This window comes from Micromonospora sp. NPDC002717, assembly GCF_040295705.1.
Taxonomy (GTDB): domain Bacteria; phylum Actinomycetota; class Actinomycetes; order Mycobacteriales; family Micromonosporaceae; genus Micromonospora.
Window position 1 is genome coordinate 132,656 of the sequence record NZ_JBEOVW010000011.1, and the last position, 18,666, is coordinate 151,321.

General features: G+C 73.6%; 20 protein-coding genes and 1 pseudogene. 5 read left to right on the top strand and 16 right to left on the bottom strand.

Annotated features, from left to right (window positions below; all coding sequences use genetic code 11):
* Nucleotides 1-36: 36 nt before the first annotated feature.
* Nucleotides 37-1,086: a lipoyl synthase gene (gene lipA, locus ABT006_RS18570; protein WP_350707863.1), complete on the bottom strand. Its 1,050-nt coding sequence runs from the start codon at nt 1,084-1,086 to the stop codon at nt 37-39.
* Nucleotides 1,087-1,441: 355 nt separating this feature from the next.
* Between lipA and aspS the strand changes: the two genes are divergently transcribed.
* A complete protein-coding gene (aspS, locus tag ABT006_RS18575; protein ID WP_350707865.1) occupies nt 1,442-2,728 on the top strand; it encodes an aspartate--tRNA(Asn) ligase in 1,287 nt (428 codons plus the stop codon).
* 121 nt (nt 2,729-2,849) lie between these two features.
* Here the strand turns inward: aspS and ABT006_RS18580 are convergent, their stop codons facing one another.
* The 3 genes from ABT006_RS18580 to ABT006_RS18590 are packed head-to-tail and all read right to left on the bottom strand — an operon-like array spanning nt 2,850 to nt 4,865.
* Nucleotides 2,850-3,473 carry a TetR/AcrR family transcriptional regulator gene (locus ABT006_RS18580; protein WP_350707867.1) on the bottom strand — a complete coding sequence of 208 codons (624 nt, stop codon included), beginning with the start codon at nt 3,471-3,473 and terminating at the stop codon, nt 2,850-2,852.
* A 13-nt stretch (nt 3,474-3,486) separates the two neighbouring features.
* A complete protein-coding gene (locus ABT006_RS18585) occupies nt 3,487-4,161 on the bottom strand; it encodes a DUF4166 domain-containing protein (RefSeq protein ID WP_350707868.1) in 675 nt (224 codons plus the stop codon).
* Nucleotides 4,158-4,865, bottom strand: coding sequence for an SRPBCC family protein (locus ABT006_RS18590; RefSeq protein WP_350707870.1), 708 nt, complete (start codon nt 4,863-4,865; stop codon nt 4,158-4,160). The genes ABT006_RS18585 and ABT006_RS18590 overlap by 4 nt, the downstream gene beginning before the upstream one ends.
* 185 nt (nt 4,866-5,050) lie before the next feature.
* Between ABT006_RS18590 and ABT006_RS18595 the strand changes: the two genes are divergently transcribed.
* Nucleotides 5,051-6,091: an FUSC family protein gene (locus ABT006_RS18595; RefSeq protein ID WP_350707872.1), complete on the top strand. Its 1,041-nt coding sequence runs from the start codon at nt 5,051-5,053 to the stop codon at nt 6,089-6,091.
* Between the two features lie 86 nt (nt 6,092-6,177).
* Here ABT006_RS18595 and ABT006_RS18600 read toward each other — a convergent pair whose 3' ends face one another.
* From ABT006_RS18600 to ABT006_RS18610, 3 genes are all read right to left on the bottom strand, one after another.
* Nucleotides 6,178-6,570 (bottom strand): VOC family protein, encoded by a 393-nt coding sequence (locus ABT006_RS18600; RefSeq protein ID WP_350707873.1) that lies wholly within the window; start codon nt 6,568-6,570, stop codon nt 6,178-6,180.
* Between the two features lie 9 nt (nt 6,571-6,579).
* Nucleotides 6,580-7,221 (bottom strand): lipoyl(octanoyl) transferase LipB, encoded by a 642-nt coding sequence (gene lipB, locus ABT006_RS18605; RefSeq protein ID WP_350707875.1) that lies wholly within the window; start codon nt 7,219-7,221, stop codon nt 6,580-6,582.
* Nucleotides 7,222-7,318: 97 nt separating this feature from the next.
* Nucleotides 7,319-9,139 carry a DUF6311 domain-containing protein gene (locus ABT006_RS18610; protein ID WP_350707877.1) on the bottom strand — a complete coding sequence of 607 codons (1,821 nt, stop codon included), beginning with the start codon at nt 9,137-9,139 and terminating at the stop codon, nt 7,319-7,321.
* Nucleotides 9,140-9,301: 162 nt separating this feature from the next.
* Between ABT006_RS18610 and ABT006_RS18615 the strand changes: the two genes are divergently transcribed.
* Together ABT006_RS18615 and ABT006_RS18620 are read left to right on the top strand one after the other, a co-directional pair.
* Nucleotides 9,302-10,519 carry an extracellular catalytic domain type 1 short-chain-length polyhydroxyalkanoate depolymerase gene (locus ABT006_RS18615; RefSeq protein ID WP_350708028.1) on the top strand — a complete coding sequence of 406 codons (1,218 nt, stop codon included), beginning with the start codon at nt 9,302-9,304 and terminating at the stop codon, nt 10,517-10,519.
* Nucleotides 10,520-10,584: 65 nt separating this feature from the next.
* Nucleotides 10,585-10,710 (top strand): annotated as a pseudogene (locus tag ABT006_RS18620) (IS5 family transposase); the annotation flags it as partial.
* Nucleotides 10,711-10,729: 19 nt separating this feature from the next.
* Here ABT006_RS18620 and ABT006_RS18625 read toward each other — a convergent pair.
* From ABT006_RS18625 to ABT006_RS18640, 4 genes are all read right to left on the bottom strand, one after another.
* Nucleotides 10,730-11,140, bottom strand: coding sequence for a VOC family protein (locus ABT006_RS18625; RefSeq protein WP_350707879.1), 411 nt, complete (start codon nt 11,138-11,140; stop codon nt 10,730-10,732).
* A gap of 47 nt (nt 11,141-11,187) precedes the next feature.
* Entirely contained in the window at nt 11,188-12,087 is a 900-nt protein-coding gene (locus ABT006_RS18630) for a TIGR01777 family oxidoreductase (protein WP_350707881.1), read from the bottom strand.
* An 82-nt stretch (nt 12,088-12,169) separates the two neighbouring features.
* Nucleotides 12,170-12,430: a hypothetical protein gene (locus ABT006_RS18635; RefSeq protein ID WP_502891001.1), complete on the bottom strand. Its 261-nt coding sequence runs from the start codon at nt 12,428-12,430 to the stop codon at nt 12,170-12,172.
* Between the two features lie 267 nt (nt 12,431-12,697).
* Nucleotides 12,698-12,847: a hypothetical protein gene (locus tag ABT006_RS18640; protein ID WP_350707883.1), complete on the bottom strand. Its 150-nt coding sequence runs from the start codon at nt 12,845-12,847 to the stop codon at nt 12,698-12,700.
* 319 nt (nt 12,848-13,166) lie between these two features.
* On the opposite strand from ABT006_RS18640, the gene ABT006_RS18645 reads away from it, so the two are divergent.
* Nucleotides 13,167-13,394, top strand: a complete 228-nt coding sequence (locus tag ABT006_RS18645; RefSeq protein WP_350707885.1) for a GntR family transcriptional regulator — start codon at nt 13,167-13,169, stop codon at nt 13,392-13,394.
* A 31-nt stretch (nt 13,395-13,425) separates the two neighbouring features.
* Here the strand turns inward: ABT006_RS18645 and ABT006_RS18650 are convergent, their stop codons facing one another.
* The 5 genes from ABT006_RS18650 to sucB form a co-directional block, all read right to left on the bottom strand.
* A complete protein-coding gene (locus ABT006_RS18650; RefSeq protein ID WP_350707887.1) occupies nt 13,426-14,349 on the bottom strand; it encodes a TIGR03621 family F420-dependent LLM class oxidoreductase in 924 nt (307 codons plus the stop codon).
* Nucleotides 14,350-14,416: 67 nt separating this feature from the next.
* Nucleotides 14,417-14,899, bottom strand: a complete 483-nt coding sequence (locus tag ABT006_RS18655) for a hemerythrin domain-containing protein (protein WP_350707888.1) — start codon at nt 14,897-14,899, stop codon at nt 14,417-14,419.
* Nucleotides 14,900-14,975: 76 nt separating this feature from the next.
* Nucleotides 14,976-15,239 carry a type II toxin-antitoxin system Phd/YefM family antitoxin gene (locus tag ABT006_RS18660; RefSeq protein WP_350707890.1) on the bottom strand — a complete coding sequence of 88 codons (264 nt, stop codon included), beginning with the start codon at nt 15,237-15,239 and terminating at the stop codon, nt 14,976-14,978.
* Between the two features lie 49 nt (nt 15,240-15,288).
* Complete coding sequence (locus tag ABT006_RS18665) at nt 15,289-16,620, bottom strand: low temperature requirement protein A (protein WP_350708032.1); 1,332 nt, start codon at nt 16,618-16,620, stop codon at nt 15,289-15,291.
* 243 nt (nt 16,621-16,863) lie between these two features.
* Nucleotides 16,864-18,657 carry a 2-oxoglutarate dehydrogenase, E2 component, dihydrolipoamide succinyltransferase gene (gene sucB / locus ABT006_RS18670; RefSeq protein WP_350707892.1) on the bottom strand — a complete coding sequence of 598 codons (1,794 nt, stop codon included), beginning with the start codon at nt 18,655-18,657 and terminating at the stop codon, nt 16,864-16,866.
* Nucleotides 18,658-18,666: the final 9 nt, after the last annotated feature.

Here is an 18,666-nt window from a genome sequence, read left to right on the forward strand (position 1 = left end):
GACGTGCGGCGGTGCCGGCGCGCCGGCCGGGGTGGGTCAGCCCGCGGTGACCTGGGTGCCCTCGCGGGCCTCCAGCGCCTGCCGGTAGAGCCGGCCGGCCCGGTACGACGAGCGCACCAGCGGCCCGCTCATCACGCCCGCGAAGCCGATCTCCTCGGCCTCCTCGCGCAGCTCGACGAACTCCTCCGGCTTGACCCAGCGGGTGACCGGGTGGTGCCGCGGGGAGGGGCGCAGGTACTGCGTGATGGTGATCAGCTCGCAGCCGGCGTCGTGCAGGTCACGCAGCGCCTGGGAGATCTCGGCGCGTTCCTCGCCCATGCCCAGGATCAGGTTGGACTTGGTGACCAGCCCGTCGGCGCGGGCCTGCCGGATCACGTCCAGCGAGCGCTCGTAGCGGAACGCCGGCCGGATCCGCTTGAAGATCCGCGGCACGGTCTCCACGTTGTGCGCGAGCACCTCCGGCCGGGCGCCGAAGACCTCGGCGAGCTGCTCGGGGACCGCGTTGAAGTCGGGGATCAGCAGCTCCACGCCGCAGCCGGGCTGGAGGGCGTGGATCTGCCGGACGGTCTCGGCGTAGAGCCAGGCGCCGCCGTCGGGCAGGTCGTCCCGGGCCACGCCGGTGATGGTCGCGTAGCGCAGGCCCATCGAGACCACCGACTCGGCCACCCGGCGCGGCTCGTCGGCGTCGAACTCGGCCGGCTTGCCGGTGTCGATCTGGCAGAAGTCGCAGCGCCGGGTGCACTGGTCGCCACCGATGAGGAAGGTGGCCTCCCGGTCCTCCCAGCACTCGTAGATGTTGGGGCAGCCGGCCTCCTGGCAGACGGTGTGCAGCCCCTCGCGCGAGACGAGCCCGCGCAGCTGGGTGTACTCCGGTCCCATCTTGGCCTTGACCTTGATCCACGGCGGTTTGCGCTCGATCGGCGTCTCGGCGTTGCGCGCCTCGATGCGGAGCAGACGCCGCCCCTCGGGGGCGGGCGTCGCGGTGCGCGCTACCTGGCCGGTCGTCGGCGCGGAGTGCTCGATCGTCACGAAACCGAGCCTACGCCCGACGGCCGCCGTCGATGTACCGCGGGCGACCGGCGTCACGCCGGAAGCCTTGTGACGCCGGACACCGGAGGCGGGAAAATCGCGTCACAGCAGGCGTCGGCGGGGTGCTACGGTTCCCGGCAGAGCTGTGACGGAGCCGAGTAGCGGCCCGATCCGCCAGCCGAGAGAGCCGCCGGTTGCTGTGAGGCGGTCTGGCGCCGGACCGCGAAGACCCTCCCGAGCTGCGGGAAGAACGGCGTGTGCGCGCCAAGTAGAGCCCGCCCGGCTGGCCCCGGTGAAAAGGCGACGAACGAGGCCCCCGTCAGCGGGGGCGAAGGTGTGGTGGCACCGCGAGGTTCCCGCTCGCCCACACCTCCCGGGGATCGCGTTGCGATTGATCGAGGAGGTAACCGCCGTGCAACGCATCCTTTCCCACCAGCTCTCCGCCCATGTCGGCGCAACCGTCCGGATCGCGGGCTGGGTGCACCGCCGCCGGCTGCTCAAGTCGGTGGCGTTCCTGATCGTCCGGGACGCGGCCGGCCTCGCCCAGGTGGTGGTCGCCGACCCGGCCGTCCGCGCCGACCTGGAGAAACTGACCGAGGAGACCGTCGTCGAGGTCACCGGCACGGTGGTCGCGAACCCGACCGCTCCCGCCGGGGTCGAGGTCGCCGAGCCGACCGTACGACCGCTCGGCCCACCCGCCGTGCCGCCGCCGTTCGACCTCTACCGGCCGGCGCTGACCGCGAGCCTGCCCACCCAGCTCGACCACGCGCCCGTGGCGCTGCGTCACCCGACCCGTTCGGCGGCGCTGCGCGTCTCGGCGGCGGCGGTGGCCGGCTTCCGCGCCGCGCTCGACGCCCGCGACTTCGTCGAGATCCACACGCCGAAGGTGGTCGGCTCGTCCACCGAGAGCGGGGCGAACGTGTTCGCGCTGGACTGGTTCGGCCGGCCCGCGTACCTGGCCCAGTCGCCGCAGTTCTACAAGCAGCTCATGGTCGGTGTCTTCGAGCGGGTCTACGAGGTCGGGCCGGTGTTCCGGGCGGAGCCGCACGACACGGTGCGGCACCTGGCGCAGTACACCTCGCTCGACGCCGAACTCGGCTTCGTCACCGACCACCGGGACGTGATGGCCGTGCTGCGGCACACCGTGGCCGGCATGCTCGACGCGGTACGCGCGCGGGCCGGCTCCGCGCTCACCACGCTCGGCGTCGAGGCCCCCGAGGTGCCGGCGGAGATCCCCGCCGTGCACTTCACCGAGGCCCTGGAGATCGCCGGCGCGCCGGCCGACGAGCCGGACCTCGCCCCGGCGCACGAGCGGGCGCTGGGGGAGTGGGCGCGGCGGGAGCACGGCTCCGAGTTCCTCTTCGTCACCGGCTACCCGATGGCGAAGCGGCCCTTCTACACCCATCCCGACCCGGCGCGGCCCGCGTACTCCAACGGGTTCGACCTGCTGTTCAGGGGGCTGGAGCTGGTGACGGGCGGGCAGCGGCTGCACCGGCACGCCGACTACCTGGCGGCGCTCGCGGCCCGCGGCGAGCCCGTCGAGCCGTACGCCGGCTACGTCGACGCGTTCCGGCACGGGATGCCGCCGCACGGCGGTTTCGCCATCGGGCTGGAACGCTTCGTGGCCCGGCTGACCGGCGCGGCCAACGTCCGGGAGGTGACCGCCTTCCCCCGCGACCTGCACCGGCTCACCCCGTAGGCCGTTCTCGGTCGCTGTGGAGCCGGTGTCGATCACGACCCGCTCCACAGCGACCCGGCCCGGTTGCCGTCCTCGGCCCTGTCGGAGGCCGGCCGCGGCGTCCTCAGCCCCGGACCGGATTTCAGCCGCGGGCGCGCAGCCGGCCGCGCAGCGCCCGGCGGGCCACCGGGCCCAGATCCTCGACGACCTCCATCAGCACCGCGAGGCGTTCCAGCGCGTCGAAGGCGTCCCGTGCGCCGGTGGGGTCGACCCCCTCGAAGAGTTCCAGGCCGACGAACGCGGCCGAGACCGCGCTCGCCAGCCCTGCCGGGTCGGCGACCGGGGCGACCGGTGAGTCGCGCAGCACCCGGCGCAGCACCGTCTCGATCTCGGCCGTCCACATTCGGAGCGCGGCGGCCGTCGACTCGGCGAGCCGCTGGTCGGTCTGGGCGCCGGCGAGCAACTGGGCCAGGACCGCCACGTTGCCCTCGGCACGCTCCTGCTCGTGCAGGGCACGACCCAGGTCGAGCAGTTCGCGCAGCGACCGTACCTCCGCGAAGCGTTCCCGGTATGCCGCGACGCGGGCCGCTGTCGCGCTGCGGCAGGCCTCGGCGAGCAGGGCGTCGACGCTGCCGAAGTGGTAGAAGACCAGGGCCTGGTTCACCCCGGCCGCCGCCGCGACGGTGCGGGCCGAAACGCCGGCGATGCCGTGGGTGCGGATCGCCGCGAGCGCGCCGTCGATCAGCTTTTGGCGGGTGGCGGCCATGGCTGTCCTTTCGTCAGTGGCGGGGATTCTCTCGCAGCGGCCGCACGGCTGCCGGCACCGGTGCCCGGCCGGAACGGACGTACTGGACGGTGAAGCTGCCCGAGTATCCGAACAGCGGCCCGACGAGAGGATTGCTCACCCGCACCTCGATGCCGAATCGCCCGTGGTGGTCGTCGTACCACTCCCGTAGGTGCGCCTGCCCGGTCAGGACCGCCGGGCAGGGCACCCCGCCGCGGAAGCGCTGGGCACCGCTGCGGATGGTCAGCGCGCCGGTCGCGTCGACGCCCAGGTGCAGGTCGACCGCGAGGTGCTGGTGCGTGCCGAGGTAGTCGACCAGGACCTGGCGCTGCGGGCTGTAGACCATGGTGGCGTCGAAGCGGCGGCGACGGTGCGTCGACACCTGGAAGGTCCGCACGAACGTCAGCGTGGGTCGGTGGTACGAGTCGGCGTAGGCGTAGTTCTCGATGGTGAACGGAATGCCGACGCCGGTCTCCGGGAACAGGATGTGCCGCAGGGCGCCCAGCCGCAGGAACGGCGCGGTGAAGGCGGGCCCCCGCCAGAGGCGGTCCATGATGCCGGTGCCCACGCAGCCCACGTCGGTGTCGCCGTCGACGCCGAAGCGGCGCTGCAACTGCGGGTGCAGTCGGCCGAAGTTGGCGCCCAGGGCGCGCTGGAAGACGGAGGTCACAGCTTCTCCAGGACGGACGGTGGACGGGCGGCGAGACGGTCCGGCGGCCGGCGTCGACAGCGGGCGGCCGGGGTATGGAGACGGGGAGGCAGCGCCAGCACGACCACCGACGCGGCGAGCACCGCACCGGCCGCGGTCGCGGACCCGTCGGTGACCGACGCGACCAGCGCGCCGACGCCGGTCACCGCGAGCACCCGCAGGGCCAGCTCCCGCCCGGCGTTGCGCTGTGCGCGCTCCGGGGGCACGCCGTGCTCCAGCCACAGCCGCAGCCGGTCGAACGACCACGCGGTCGCCCAGCCGAACAGCGGGCGGAACACGAGATCGGCAAGCCGGCCCAGCGGGCCCCAGCGGGTGGCGTACGTGTAGCCGGTCAGGAAGCGCACCCCGCCCGGGCCTGGCACGTATCGCCAGTAGCCGGAGCCCGACGCGATCAGCGAACGCGGGTCGTCGGAGCCGAAGTGCAGGGCCGAGGTGCACGTGCCGTCCGGTCGCGTCCGCTCACCGGCGTGCACGCCGTGGCCGCCGATCCGCACCCCGGGCAACACGGTGGTGGAGTAGCGGAACCGGGCGGGCGTGGTGCCCGGCACCGGGTCGATCCGGCTGAAGCGGACATCCCACCGGCGATGCGCCGTGGGGTCCTGCGTCGCAGACCACACCCGTTCGACCGGTGCGGCGATCAGCGCCTCGACATAGACAGCCCGCACTGGAGCCTCCCCATTTTGAGCAGTCGCTCAAGGTGGACGGTACCTCACGCTTGAGCGACCGCTCAAGTGCGTGGAGTCGCGTCCACCGAACCGCGGCCGGGTCCCGGGGTATGAAGGAGCGGGGCCTCGGACGAGACCCGGACGGCCTGAGCCGTGGCCGGGCAGCGGGGTGTGGGAGGAGGGTGATGGGCGAGCGGTTCCGGGCGACGCTGCGCGATCTGCTGCACCTCCGCGAGGCACACGGCGCCCACCGGGTCGCGTTGCGGGCCGGCGTCAGCGTCCTCGTGCCGCTGCTCGCGGTGCTGGCGGCCGTCCACCCGGACTGGTCCCTGTACGCCGCGTTCGGCGCGTTCACCTCGCTCTACGGGCGCAACCACGTGCACCTGTCCCGGGCGGCGATGCAGGCGAGCGCCGGGGCGGCGCTCACGGTGTCGGTGGTCCTCGGGGTGCTGGTCGGGTCCCTGGAGTCGCGCGCGTGGGTCGCGGTGCCGGCCGCGGCGGCCGTCGCGGCGGCGGGAGCCGTGCTCGCCGCCGCGCAGGACTGGCACCCGCCGGGACCGCTCTTCCTCGTCTTCGGGTTCGGCGCCGCGGCGTCGGTGCCGCACGCGGTCTCCGACGTGCCGACTGCGGCGGCCGTGGCCGGGCTCAGCAGCCTGTTCGCGCTGCTCGTCGGCGCCGTCGGCAGTGTCCTGCGGCGGCAGCGGAGCCGTCCCGCGCGGCTGCGCCACGTGTGGACCTGGGAGCCGGTCCGTTACGCCGTCGCCGTGGTGCTGGCCGGCGGCGCGGCGACGGCCATCGGGATCGGGCACCCGTACTGGGCGATGGTGGCGGCGGTGGCGCCGCTCAGCGCCCAAGGCGTCACCGCCCAGTTGGTGCGCGCCGGGCACCGGATCGTCGGCACCCTGCTCGGGCTGCTGACCAGCGCGGCCCTGCTCGCGCCGGGGTTCTCGCCGGTCGCCACCGTCCTGGTGGTGGCGGTGCTCCAGATCGTCACCGAGCTGCTGGTGGGGCGCAACTACGGGCTGGCGCTGCTGTTCATCACGCCGATGGCCCTGCTGATGGGCCAGCTCGCGGCGGCCCGCCCGGTGGGGTCGCTGCTCTTCGACCGGGGCGTCGAGACGGTGATCGGCGCCGCCATCGGCGGGGCCGTCGTCCTGTGCCAGCCCTGGCTCCGGCGCCGCGGCGGTGCGCCGGAGCACCCGCCCGAACCGGCCGATCAGGTCTGACCGCCGGGGCGTGAGCGGGTGCCCGGTGCCCGTCGGCGGTCAGGCCGGGCCGGGGCAGCGTGAGCGGGGGTGCGTCCCGCTGCCGGTCAGGCCGGGCCGAGGAGGTCCCAGAGGTTGCCGGCGATGTCGCGGAAGACCGCCACCCGGCCGTACGGCTCGGTGCGCGGCGGCCGCACGAACTCGACGCGCGCCTCGACCATCCGGCGGTAGGTGGCGTCGAAGTCGTCGACCTGGAGGAAGAAGCCGACCCGGCCGGCGACCTGGTCGCCGACGGCCTGCGCCTGCCGCTCGCCGTCGGCGCGGGCCAGCAGCAGCCCGGTCTGCGCGCCGGGCGGTCGGACGACGACCCAGCGCTTCGGGCGGCCGTCGTTGGTCAGCGACGGCGTGTCCTCGACCAGGTCGAAGCCGAGCACCTCGGTGAAGAAGTCGATGGCCGGGTCGTACTCGGCGACGACGACGGTGACGAGATCGATCCGCACGGGCGGAGGTCAGGCCGCGACGAGGGCCGGCAGGTGGCGCTCGACCACCGGCAGCACGTCGGCCACGGTGACCGGGCGGCCCAGCTCGGCGGTGAGCGAGGTGACGCCGGCGTCGCGGATGCCGCAGGGCACGATCCGGTCGAAGTGGCCCAGGTCGCAGTCGCAGTTGATCGAGAAGCCGTGCAGGGTGACCCCGCGGGCGACCCGGATGCCGATGGCGGCCACCTTGCGGGCCGGGCCCCGGTCGTCCTCCGGCACCCAGACCCCGCTGCGCCCGTCGACCCGGCCGGCGGCCAGCCCGAACTCGGCGCAGACGTCGATCAGCAGCTGCTCGGTGCGGCGTACGTAGGCGACCACGTCCACCGGGTCGGGCAGCCGCACGATCGGGTAGCCCACGAGCTGCCCCGGGCCGTGCCAGGTGATCTTGCCGCCCCGGTCGACGTCGACCACCGGCGTGCCGTCCATGGGCCGGTCCCACGGCTCGGTGCGCTTGCCGGCGGTGTAGACGCTCGGGTGCTCCAGCAGCAGCACCGTGTCGCCCCGCTCGCCGGCCACCACCGATTCGTGCAGCCGGCGCTGCTCGTCCCAGGCGGCCTGGTAGTCGAGGAGACCGGCGCGGACGGCCGTGAGGCCGGAAGTCGTCGTGCTCACGCGCCAAGCCTAGACCCGTACCGGCCAGTCACCTTCGGTGACGCGGCTCACCACGTCGCCGGGCACGGGCCTGGGGCGGGTGCGGGGTGAACGGCGCTCATCCCTGCGGGACCCGCCACAGCCAGACGTCGTCCACCCGCTCGGGCGGGCCGAGCAACGCGGTCACGGTGCGGCGGATCGCGTCCTCGTCGACCGGCCATTTCGCCCCGTGCACCTCGTCGGCCAGCACCACCGTCTCGATCCGCCAGTGCCGCAGGTCGGCGCGGGCCTCCTGGATGCTGCCCTCGGTGATGATCGGCACCAGCCCGCTCCGACCGGCCTCGTCGAGCATGGCGCTGAACGGGCGCGGCGGCGGGCCGATCCGCCCCCGGCCGTCCGGGCCGCCCGGGCCGAGGAAGAAGCCGGAGGGGATGGCGAACTCGCCCTGCCGGTGCGCCAGCGCGTACGCCTGCCAGCGCTGCCCGTCGGGATAGACGTCGAGGGTCAGCGGCACGGGGGTCAGCACCCCGCCCGGGGAGACGTACTCGCGCCAGGTGCCGGCGGTGATGAAGCGCGGGATCGGCTCGCGTTCGATGGTCAGCAGCGGGGTCGGCACCAGCGGCACCAGCGCCACCGCGAACCCCGCCCACCAGGCCAGCCGCGCCGGGCGACGTCGGGGCGGATCGGCCCGCAGCCGGTCGACGGTGTACGCGAGCAGCACCCCGATCACCGGCGCCACCACCAGCGCCAGCCGGGCGGGCAGGGCGGCGTTCATCACCGGCAGGTGCCCGAGCAGGTCGAACGGCATCGGCAGGTCGGCGCGGTGCCCGTCGACCTTGGCCTCGGGGCCGAAGGAGAGCACCGTGAAGACCACGGCGGTCACGCCCAGCGCCCAGAGCGTCGCCCGCCGGCCCGCGTCGGCCCGGCGCCACAGCGCCACGAAGCAGGCGACGGCGAGCAGCAGCAGCGGGATCCCGAAGAACGAGTTCTCCTCGGTCGGGTTCGGCGCCAGCCGGGTGCCCAGCCCCACCTCGCCGGCCAGCGAGCGGCGCGGGTACGCCCCGAACGCGACGACGTCCTCGGAGTGGATGACCGCGTCGAAGCCGGTGCCGTGGAAGCGCTGCGGGCCGGCGAAGTGCAGCCAGAGCGGGTACGCCAGCAGCACCCCGGCGACCACGGCGGTCACCCCGAGCCCGCGCAGGAAGGTCGGCAGCACCGCCCGGGCCTCGGCGCGGTGGGCCGGGTGCAGCGCCCAGACGGCGACGAAGACGCCGAGCGCCAGCGCGGTGAAGAAGAGCCCCTCGGCGGCGATGGAGAAGGCGACGGCGACGAGCGCGCCGAGGATCGCGCCGTCGCGCAGCGGGCGCCGGGAGCGGCGCAGGGCGAACGTCCGCCAGACCAGCAGCGGCACCAACCAGCCGGCGGTCCAGTTCAGGTGGGCGTTGGCGTGCGACACCATGCCGGGGGAGAAGCCGATGAACAACCCGCCGACCGCGGCGGCGAGCGGGCTGCGGGCCAGGTGCCGGGAGAACAGCCAGTACCAGGCGAGCGCGGTGGCGGCCAGGTTGAGGGTGAGGATCACCAGGAACGTGGCCGGCGGCCCGATCAGGTACGTCAGGGGGGCGAAGACCACCGCGTACACGGTGATCGAGGTGTTGACCGCGAGGTTCACCCCGTCCGGGACGTTGACCAGGTGGGTGAAGAGCGGGTCGTCGCCGTGGGTCACCGCGTGGCCGCCGAAGGCCAGCAACCACTCGAAGAGCGCCTGGTCGCTGGAGTTGACCGTGATGGCGCGGACGTTCGGGTCCCGCCACAGCCCGCTGGTCACCCAGACGGCGAGCGCCAGCGCGACCAGCGCCACGATCAGGTCGGCCCGGCGGTCGCGGACGACACGGGGCGGCGAGGCCGGCGAAGGCGCCAGGGACGGGGAGGTCGGCACGCAGCGGACGTTACCAACCGGACCTGGACACGCCGGTCAGGACGCACATCCTCCCGACAGCGAATGTGTGACCGTGGCCCATGTCACAGCATCGACACATCGACGTAACCTCGCGGCAATTCGCGGGTGACCCAGTTCACAACCCGTCCCCAGGAGGCCCCCGTGCGCCGCTCCTCGTCCCTGCTCACCCGGCTGACCGGTGCGGTCGCCGGGCTGGTCCTCGCCGCCACCGCGGTCGTGACCGTCGCCGCCCCCGCCCAGGCCGCCACCCTCACCCAGGTCACCGGCTTCGGCTCCAACCCCGGCAACCTCGCCATGTACGCGTACCGGCCGGACAACCTCCCGGCCGGAGCGCCGGCGGTCGTGCTGCTGCACGGCTGCACCCAGGACGCCTCCGGCTACTTCGCCAACTCCGGCTGGCGCAAGTACGCCGACCAGTGGAGGTTCGCCCTGATCGTGCCGCAGCAGTCCAGCGCCAACCAGCAGCTGAGCTGCTTCAACTGGTTCGTGGAGCAGGACATCACGCGGGGCTCCGGCGAGGCGCTGTCGATCAAGCAGATGGTCGACTACGCCAGGAACAACTACGGCACCGACCCGGGCCGGGTCTTCGTCAGCGGGCTCTCCGCCGGCGGGGGGATGAGCGCGGTCATGCTCGCCACCTACCCGGACGTCTTCTCCGCCGGCTCCGTCATCGCCGGCCTGCCGTACCGCTGCTCGCCGCCCGCCACCACCAACGCCTGCCAGTTCCAGGGGGTGAACAAGACCCCGCAGGAGTGGGGCAACCTGGTCCGGGCCGCCCACCCCGGGCACACCGGCCCCCGCCCCCGGGTCGCCATCTGGCACGGCACCTCGGACTTCACGGTCGTGCCGGCCAACGCCACCGAGCTGCGCGACCAGTGGACCAACGTCCGGGGCGTCTCGCAGACCCCGACCAGCACCGCGTCGCTGCCCGCCAACACCAGCCTCGAGGTGTACGGCAACAACGACGTGCGGGTCTACCGGATCTCCGGCATGGGCCACGGCACCCCGGTCCACCCCGGCTCGGCCGCCGACCAGTGCGGCACCACCGCCCCGTACATCCTGGACACCATCTGCTCCGCGTACCACGACGCGGTCTTCTTCGGCCTGAACGGCGGGACCGAGCCGAGCCCCAGCCCGACGGCGACGGCGAGCCCCACGGCCTCCCCGACGGCGAGCCCGACCACCGCGCCGACCTGCGTGACCGCCAGCAACTACGCGCACGTCGGCGCCGGCCGCGCCTACCAGTCCGGCGGCTACGCCTACGCCAACGGCTCGAACCAGCGGATGGGCCTCTACAACACCTTCTACACCAGCGCCCTCAAGCAGACCGGCCCCAACCACTGGGTCGTCGGCTGCTGACCCCGCCGCGCCGACCGTGGCCGGACGCCCGCCTGGCGTCCGGCCCGCGCCGTGGCCTGGGGCACCGTCACGCTGTGGAGTGCGGCATCAACCGGCTCAAACGCAACCGCGGCGTCGCCACGCGCTTCGACAAGCTTGCCGTGCGCTACGGGGCCGTCGTACACATCGCCGCGATCAACGAACGGCTTTGACCCACTTCGGATACACGCTCTACTCGCTCTCGGGCCAGATGAGGCCCTGGTCGGTCCAGGTGACACCCTTGTTGCGGCAGAGGCAGAACGGGTGGCCGACGGGGTCGGTGTAGACGCGCCAGCCGTAGCCGTCGGGGCCGACGGAGTCCTGCTGCAGGGTCGCGCCGAGGGCCAGGACGCGGCTCTGTTCGGCCTCGATGTCGTCAACTTCGAAGTCGAGATGGAACTGCTTGGGGTGCTCGCCGTCGGGCCACTGCGGGGTGCGGTAGTCCTCCACCCGGATGAAGGCCAGCTCGATCTCGCCGAACCGGATACCGGCCCAGTTGCCGTGGCTGCCCCCCTTGACCGGGCGACCCGTCACCTCTGAATAGAAAGCTGCCAGCTCCATCGGGTCCGGGCAGTCGATGATGAAATCGGTGAGTCGCAGCATCCGGCGATCCTGCCACAAGATCAAATGAGCCGGAGTTTGAGACAGCCCTAGTCGCGCAGCGCGGCGCGCAGCGCGCCGGCCAGATCGGGGTGGCGGAACGCGAAGCCGGCCTCGGTGAGCACGCCGGGGAGGACCCGGGTGCTGGTCAGCGCCTCGTGGGCGAAGCCGCCGAGCGCCACCTTCAACGCCAGCGCCGGGATCGGGATGATCGCCGGCCGGCGCAGCTGCCGGGCCAGCTCGCGGGTGAAGTCGGCGTTGGTCACCGGGGCCGGCCCGACCACGTTGACCGGCCCGGCGACGTCGTCGCGGGCCAGCAGGAACAGCGCGGCGTCCAGCCAGTCGACCAGCGAGATCCACGGCAGCCACTGCCGGCCGCTGCCGAGCCGGCCGGCGATCCCCAGCCGGAACGGCAGCAACTGCGGCTTCAGCAGCCCGCCGTCGCGGTGCAGCGGCAGCCCGGTGCGCAGCCGCACCACGCGTACGCCCGCGTCCTCGGCCGGGCGCGTCGCGGCCTCCCAGACCCGGCAGACGTCGGCCAGGAAGCCCTCGCCGGCCGGGGCGTCCTCCTCGACCGTCCGGTCGCCGGTGTTGCCGTACCAGCCGACCGCCGAGGAGTTGAGCAGCACCCTCGGCCGGTCGCCGTCGGGCAGCCCGGCGATGGTGATCGCCAGGGCGGTGGTCGTGTCGACCCGGCTCGACCGGATTACCTGCCGGTACCCGTCGTTCCACCGCCGGTCGCCGACGCCCGCGCCGGCCAGGTTGACCACCGCGTCCGCCTCCGCCACCGTCGCCGGGTCGAGCTGTGCGGCGGCCGGGTCCCACTGCCGCTCGCCGGGGGCGCGTGGCGGCCGGCGGACCAGTCGGGTCACCTGATGCCCGTCCGCCGTGAGCCGGTCGACCAGCCGGGTGCCGAGGAAGCCGGACGCGCCGGCCATGAGGATCCGCATGCCCATATCTTCGGGTACGGACGCCGCGTCGGCTGCCTCGAGCCGCTCGCCGCGACGGACCAAACGTGGATGCCGTAGCGGGTCAGGCCGATCGACGTGGAATCGCCCAGCCCAGGAAACGGTCGAAGAGGCGGGTCGGGTCGGGGCTGCCGTCCGGGTGGAGCGTGTGCAGGTGACCGGCCGCGTCGTGCAGCAGGCCGCCGAGGTGGATCAGCAGCGCGATCCGGTCGTGTGCGTACTCGTGCAGCAGGGTGAGTCGCGCGGGGCCGCAGGGCCACGGTGCGCCGCATCCCCGGCAGAGCCAGAGCGGGCGCAGCGGCAGGTACGGTCCAGCGCTCGTCACCAGCGCCCACCGTTGGCCCGCCAGGCCTGCGCGGGCGTAAGCCGGACCACCCTTCCCACCTGCGGGTTCGCCCGGGTCGCCTCGTCCCACGACCGGGTGTTGCGCGGCGGCGGGGCGGGTGGCTCGGTCGGCACGGGCTGGTGCCGGTCGGGGCACGCGCGCCAGCGTAGGCCGCACGAGCACCAGCGCTGCCAGCCCCGCCACGTCCGCCGGTGCCGAGGCGCGAGCGGCACCGGCTCCGCGTTCCGCCGCCGGCTCGCCGCCATGTCAGCGCTTCCCATCGGGTACGCGGACGACCCGGCCGCCGTGCGCCACCCGGATGGCGAGTTTGAGGTCTTCGGTGGTCACGTACCAGGGCACCGGCAGGTCGCCGAGCACCCTCTCCACGGCGTCCACCGGCTGGCCGGTCACGGGCACGTCGTCTCCTTCAGAACGGTCGCGGCGCCGAGGCGGGCGGGGGCAGCCGTTGCGCGGGCGGCTGGAGCCCGGCACCCGCCCCGGGCCTGCTGGCGGTGCCCGCCGTCGTGCGGTGGGCAGGGTGTGGCACCCGGCCGACCTCGGGGGATTGGGCCGGCCGGGCGCGTTTCACGGGACGACCAACTCCGGGTTTGCAGACCAGGGAGCCAGCCGCCGTCAGCCTGACATAAGCGCTTATATAAAGCAAGGCATGAGTGGGCATTGGTTGCGATCACAAGTTGATGCGTGATCAAATGGCGGTGCAGACCAGGGAGATCAGATGCCCGCCATGCCCAAGTGGGCGCGCCTTGCCGACCATATCCGTCAGCAGATCGCGTCCGGCGAACTCGTTCCGGGAGACAAACTCCCATCCACCGCTCAGCTCTGCCAGGAGCACGGAGTTTCCACCATCGTTGTCCGGCAAGCCATCTTCGCTCTCCGGACCGAGGGGCTTGTCGAAGGTGTGCAAGGCGTCGGTGTGTTCGTCGCCGAGCACCCGACGACCTGACCTCGCCTCACCCGTACCCGAAGTCGGTGGCTCAGCCGGCGGCGGCGAGGCGGGCCAGCACCGGCGTGAGCGGGTCGAGGGCGTCGGCGCGGACGACGAACCGGGTGACGCCCCAGCGGTGCCGGTGGGCGGCGACCGCCGCGACGATCTCGTCCTCGGTGCCGGCCAGCACGAACGGCGTGGCCAGCAGCTCGGCGGCGGTCAGGCCGGTCTGCTCGGCGAACTGGGCGGTGGCGGCCTCGGCGTCGTCGGTGACGGCGACCAGCTGCACGAGCGCCTCCAGTGCCGGCGGCTCGGCCCGCCCGGCCGCCCCGGCCGCGACGCAGGCCAGCTGTGCCTCGATGTCCGCCTCGCGCCAGCGCACCTCGTGCATGTAGCCGTCGGGCAGGGTGCGCCCCAGGCCGGCCAGCCCGACGATGTCGGCGTGCGCGCCGGCCCAGCGCAGCATCGTGGAGTTCGCCGTGCCGAGGGTGATCGGGACATGCCGCTGCACCGGTCGTGGTGTCTCCAGCCGCGCGGCCCGCACGACCAGGTCGGGGGAGTCGACGGTGACCTCCTCGCCGTCGAGCAGCGCGCGGACGGCCTCGGCGACGGCCAGGCAGCGGCGCACCCGACCGGCGACGTCGGGGCGCTCCCGCCCGACCGCGTGCCACTCCGCCGGGGTGTGGCCGGCGCCGAGGCCGAGCCGTGCCCGACCGCCGGAGAGCAGGTCGAGGGTGGCCACGTCCGAGGCGAGCAGCATGGGCTCCCGGATCCCGGCGTTGGAGACGTACGAGCCCAGCTTGATCGTCGACGTCACCGCCGCCGCGGCGGCCAGGGCGACGAACGGCGACGTCGTCTTACCGGGGTGGTCGGCGGTGGACAGGGTCTCGAAACCGGCCGCCTCGGCCCGCCGGGCCAGGTCCAGCCAGCCCGGGCCGTCGGACGGGGTCGCCTGGAGGGAGAAGATCGCCATACGCCCACCCTGCCGGCCCCGGGGCCGGCAGGCCAACCCGACGCCGACAATTCTGCTACCGGCAGACCTACTCGGGGTCGGGCGGCGGGACGGGGACTCCGAGGAGCCCTTCGGTGGTGCCGTCGGTCAGCGCGTTGAGCGCGTCGACCAGCTTCTTCTCCTCGTAGACGAAGTGCGATTCGAGCAGCGCGGCGAGCGTGTCCAGCTCGGCCCGCACCTCGGCCGGCGGCGCGGCGGCCTCGGCCAGCTCCTCGACCCGGTGCAGGATCCCGGCCACCACGTGGTGGTCGGCCTCCAGCTCGCGCAGCACCGGGGCCAGCTCGGGGACGCGGTCGGCCAGCACCCGGAACGCCCCGGCGTCCTCGCCGGTGTGGTGCCGGGTCAGCGCCGCGCAGAAGGCCAGGCAGTGGGTCCGCAGGTCCCGGGGGCGTACGCCGGGCTCGCCCAGCCCGTCGCGGATGCGGGTGAGCTCCTCGCGGAGCCAGAGGTGGATCTCGATCAGTTGGTTGCCGAAGGCCCGCAGGCGCTCGTCCGGCGTGGATGGATGCACGCGTGTCCCATGCTGTCCCGCGCCTCCATGCCCTCGGCGGTCTCCTTGCCGGGTGCACCGCGACGCTGCGGCCAGCCTACGACAGTAACGGGTCCTGCTCCACCGACGAGTCGATGTCTGCGCGGAAGGCCTCGGCGTCGAGCACAGGGGCCGTGGCGAAGGCCGCGAGCACCTCGGCCCGCGGCACGAAGGTGCGACGGCGCAGCGGGATGAGCTTTCCGATCGGCGTGCCGTTTCGTGTGATGACGAAGGATTCGCCACGCTCGACGTTACGCATGATCGCGCCCGATTCGTTGCGCAGCTCTCGTTGCGTTATCTCCCGATGAGCGTGCTCTGCCACGGAGTAACTCTAGGTCGGTGTGCTACGACCGGCAGGATTCCTTGCGGTGTCAGGTTGACGGCTCCTCGCGGGTGGGCTCGCGCCAGCGGGCGCGCCAGGCGGCCTCGTACGCCTCGTGGCTGGTCTTCTCCTCGAAGACCCTCTCGCGCAGCGCGCGGCGGTCCTTCGCCTTGACCACCACCTCCACCCCCACCAGCCCGACGCAGATGGTGGTGAGCAGGGCGAGGGTGGCCAGCCCCGGCAGCATCAGGCCCACCGGGATGGCGGCGGCGAGCAGCAGCACCGCGCCGACCCTGGTCCAGTAGACGGTGTGCAGGGTGCGCGCCTGGAACAGCATGTTCGAGGCGAGATAGCAGATCACCCCGCCGAACAGCAGCGGGACGCCCGGCCCGTGCGTCGGCTCGGCGTACGGCACATGGGGGTCGGCGATGTCGCGCACGACCTCCTCCGCGCCGAGGGCGAACAGGATGATCCCGGCGATCATCGGAAGGTGGAGATAGGCGTACGCGTCCCGGGCCATCGCCACCCGGCTCCGGCCCTCGGCCGTGTGCAGGGCGATCCGGGCGGCCGGGCCGACCACGTCGTAGTGCGCCCACCACAGCGCGGCGGTGAAGAATATGCCGAGCACCGCCGCCGCCACCGCGGGCCAGGTCGGGGGCTGGCCGAGCAGGTTGCTGCCGACGCCGACCGAGATGACCGACTCGCCCAGCGCGATGATCAGGATGAGGTCGTACCGCTCGGTCCAGTGCTCGGCGGAGGTCACCGTCCAGCCCCAGGCGCCGGCCACCAGGCCCATGCCGTACTGGAGCAGGACGACGCTGATCCAGAGCCCGTCCCGCACCAGTACGGCCCGGCCCGGGTCGTCGATCTGCGGCGGGATCAGCGCGGCTGCCGTGAGCAGCAGGGTGCTGATCGTCAGCTCGGGGGAGTACTTCAGCAGCAGCCGGCGCTCGCCGGGCCTCTCCCGCGCGATGTGCCAGTACAGCAACAGGTGCACGCCGCGGATCACCACGTAGCTCAACGCGACCACCATCGGCCCGGCGGCCACGTCCTCCGTGTCGCCGAACGCCTGCGGCAGGGACAGCGCGAAGCAGAACAGCGCGGCCATGCCGACGACCATCAGCACCGGCACGAAGCCCTCGCCCAGCCGGACCCGGGTGGCCACCACGCAGTGCACCACCCAGCACCACCAGAGCACGGCGAGCACCAGCAGGGCGTGCAGCAGCTGACGGCCGGAGATGTTGGCGGCGGTCGTCCGGGTGATGATGAAGAACGAGAAGACGAAGACCAGGTCGAAGAAGACCTCGAAGCGGTCGACCCGGGCGCCGGGGGCGATCGAGACGGCGGGTCCCAACCGCTCGCGCCACCGGAAGCCGCCCACCAACCCACTCTCGCAGCGCCCCGGCCGCGCCGCGCCGGAATCGGGCCAGGGCCGGCCCTGGGACCGGCAGGGCGGCTCCCGGATCGGCAGGGCGGGCGGCGCGTCGGGAGCGGGTGGGCTGGCGGGGCGGCGTGCAGGTGCGAGGGACAGCGCGGCCAGGATCAGGCCGACGGTGGAGCGGGTCGACAACGACGAGGGCGCCCCGGTCCGTGACCGGGGCGCCCCTCTGTGCGTCGTGCGGGACTACAGCCCCAGCTCGGCCTCGAAGCTGCCGGCCTCCAGCCGCTCCTTGACCGCGACCAGGAAGCGGGCGGCGTCCGCGCCGTCGATCAGCCGGTGGTCGTACGACAGGGCCAGGTAGACCATCGACCGGACGGCGACCACCTCGCCCAGCTCCGGGTCGTTGACCACGACCGGGCGCTTGACCACGGCACCCGTGCCGAGCATCGCCGACTGCGGCGACGGCACGATCGGGGTGTCGAACAGCGCGCCCCGGCTGCCGGTGTTGGTCAGCGTGAAGGTCGCGCCCGCGATCTCGTCCGGGCTGATCTTGTTGGTGCGGGTGCGCTCGGCCAGGTCGGCGATCCGCTTGGCGATGCCGCCCAGGTTCAGGTCGCCGGCGCCGTGGATGACCGGGACCATCAGGCCGCGCTCCGTGTCCACCGCGATGCCGAGGTGCTCGGCGTCGGGGTAGGTGATCGTGCCCGCCTCCAGGTCCATGCTGGCGTTGACGATCGGGTAGGTCTGCAACGCCTCCACGGCCGCCAGGGCGAAGAACGGCAGGAACGACAGCTTCACGCCGTGCCGCTGCTGGAACGCGTCCTTGGCGCGGGCCCGCAGCTTGGCGATCCTGGTGACGTCCACCTCGACCACGGTGGTGAGCTGCGCCATCTCGTGCAGCGACTGCTGCATCCGCTTGGCGATGGTGGCGCGGATCCGGGGCAGCTTCTCGGTGGTGCCGCGCTTCGCGCTCGGCTGCGGCCTGGCGGCCGGCTTGGCCGGGGCCGCCGCGGCGGCGGGCTGCGGCGCCGGGGCCGGCGCGGCCTTGGCCGCCTTGGCCTTCTCCGCCGCGTCCAGCACGTCCTGCTTACGGATCCGACCGCCGACGCCGGTGCCGTTGACCGAGGCCAGGTCGACGCCGTGCTCGCTGGCGAGCTTGCGCACCAGCGGGGTCACGTAGCCGGCCGCCTCCTCGCCGCCCTGGACGGGCGCCGCCGGGCGCTGCGGGGCCGGGGCCGCCGGCACCGCCTTCTGCTCGGCCTGCGCCGGCCGCGCCGAGACCTCGGCCTCCGCCGCCGGCTCGTTGTACGACAGGCCCGGGGTCGGCTCCTCGACCTTGGGCTCCGGCTTCGGCTCCGGCTTGGCCTCGGCCTTGGGCTCCGGCTTCGGCTCGGGCTTGGCCTCCGCCGGGGCCGCGCCGGCGGCACCGATCACGGCCAGGTCCGCGCCGACCGCGGCGGTCTCGTCCTCGGCGACCTTGATCTCCAGGACGGTGCCGGCGACCGGCGACGGGATCTCGGTGTCGACCTTGTCGGTGGAGACCTCCAGCAGCGGCTCGTCCACCTCGACGGTCTCGCCGACCTGCTTGAGCCAGCGGGTGACCGTACCCTCGGTGACGCTCTCGCCGAGAGCCGGCATCTTGACCGGGGTGCCCTCGCCCGACGGCGCCGGGGCGGCCTGCGCCCGCGGCTCCTCGACGGCCGGCTGCTCCGCCTCGGCCTGCGGCTCCGCGGCGGCCTCGGCGGCTTCCTCGGCCGGCTCCTCCTGCTGCGGGGCGGCCTCGCCGCCGGCGGCCTCGCCCTCACCGGCGATCACGGCCAGCTCGCTGCCGACCTCGGCGGTCTCGTCCTCGCCGACCACGATCCGGCTCAGCACGCCCGCCGCCGGGGACGGGATCTCGGTGTCGACCTTGTCGGTCGACACCTCGAGCAGGGGCTCGTCGACCTCGACGGTGTCGCCCTCCTGCTTGAGCCAGCGCGTGACGGTGCCCTCGGTGACGCTCTCGCCGAGCCGGGGCATGGTGACCGATACCGGCATCTTCTAAGA

Coding starts and splice junctions, on each gene's coding strand:
- ABT006_RS18580 (WP_350707867.1), bottom strand. CDS start 3,473: ATGGCCGCCACCCGCCAAAAGCTGATCGACGGCGCGCTCGCGGCGATC.
- ABT006_RS18595 (WP_350707872.1), top strand. CDS start 5,051: ATGGGCGAGCGGTTCCGGGCGACGCTGCGCGATCTGCTGCACCTCCGC.
- ABT006_RS18625 (WP_350707879.1), bottom strand. CDS start 11,140: ATGCTGCGACTCACCGATTTCATCATCGACTGCCCGGACCCGATGGAG.
- ABT006_RS18630 (WP_350707881.1), bottom strand. CDS start 12,087: ATGCGGATCCTCATGGCCGGCGCGTCCGGCTTCCTCGGCACCCGGCTG.
- ABT006_RS18645 (WP_350707885.1), top strand. CDS start 13,167: ATGCCCGCCATGCCCAAGTGGGCGCGCCTTGCCGACCATATCCGTCAG.
- ABT006_RS18650 (WP_350707887.1), bottom strand. CDS start 14,349: ATGGCGATCTTCTCCCTCCAGGCGACCCCGTCCGACGGCCCGGGCTGG.
- sucB (WP_350707892.1), bottom strand. CDS start 18,657: ATGCCGGTATCGGTCACCATGCCCCGGCTCGGCGAGAGCGTCACCGAG.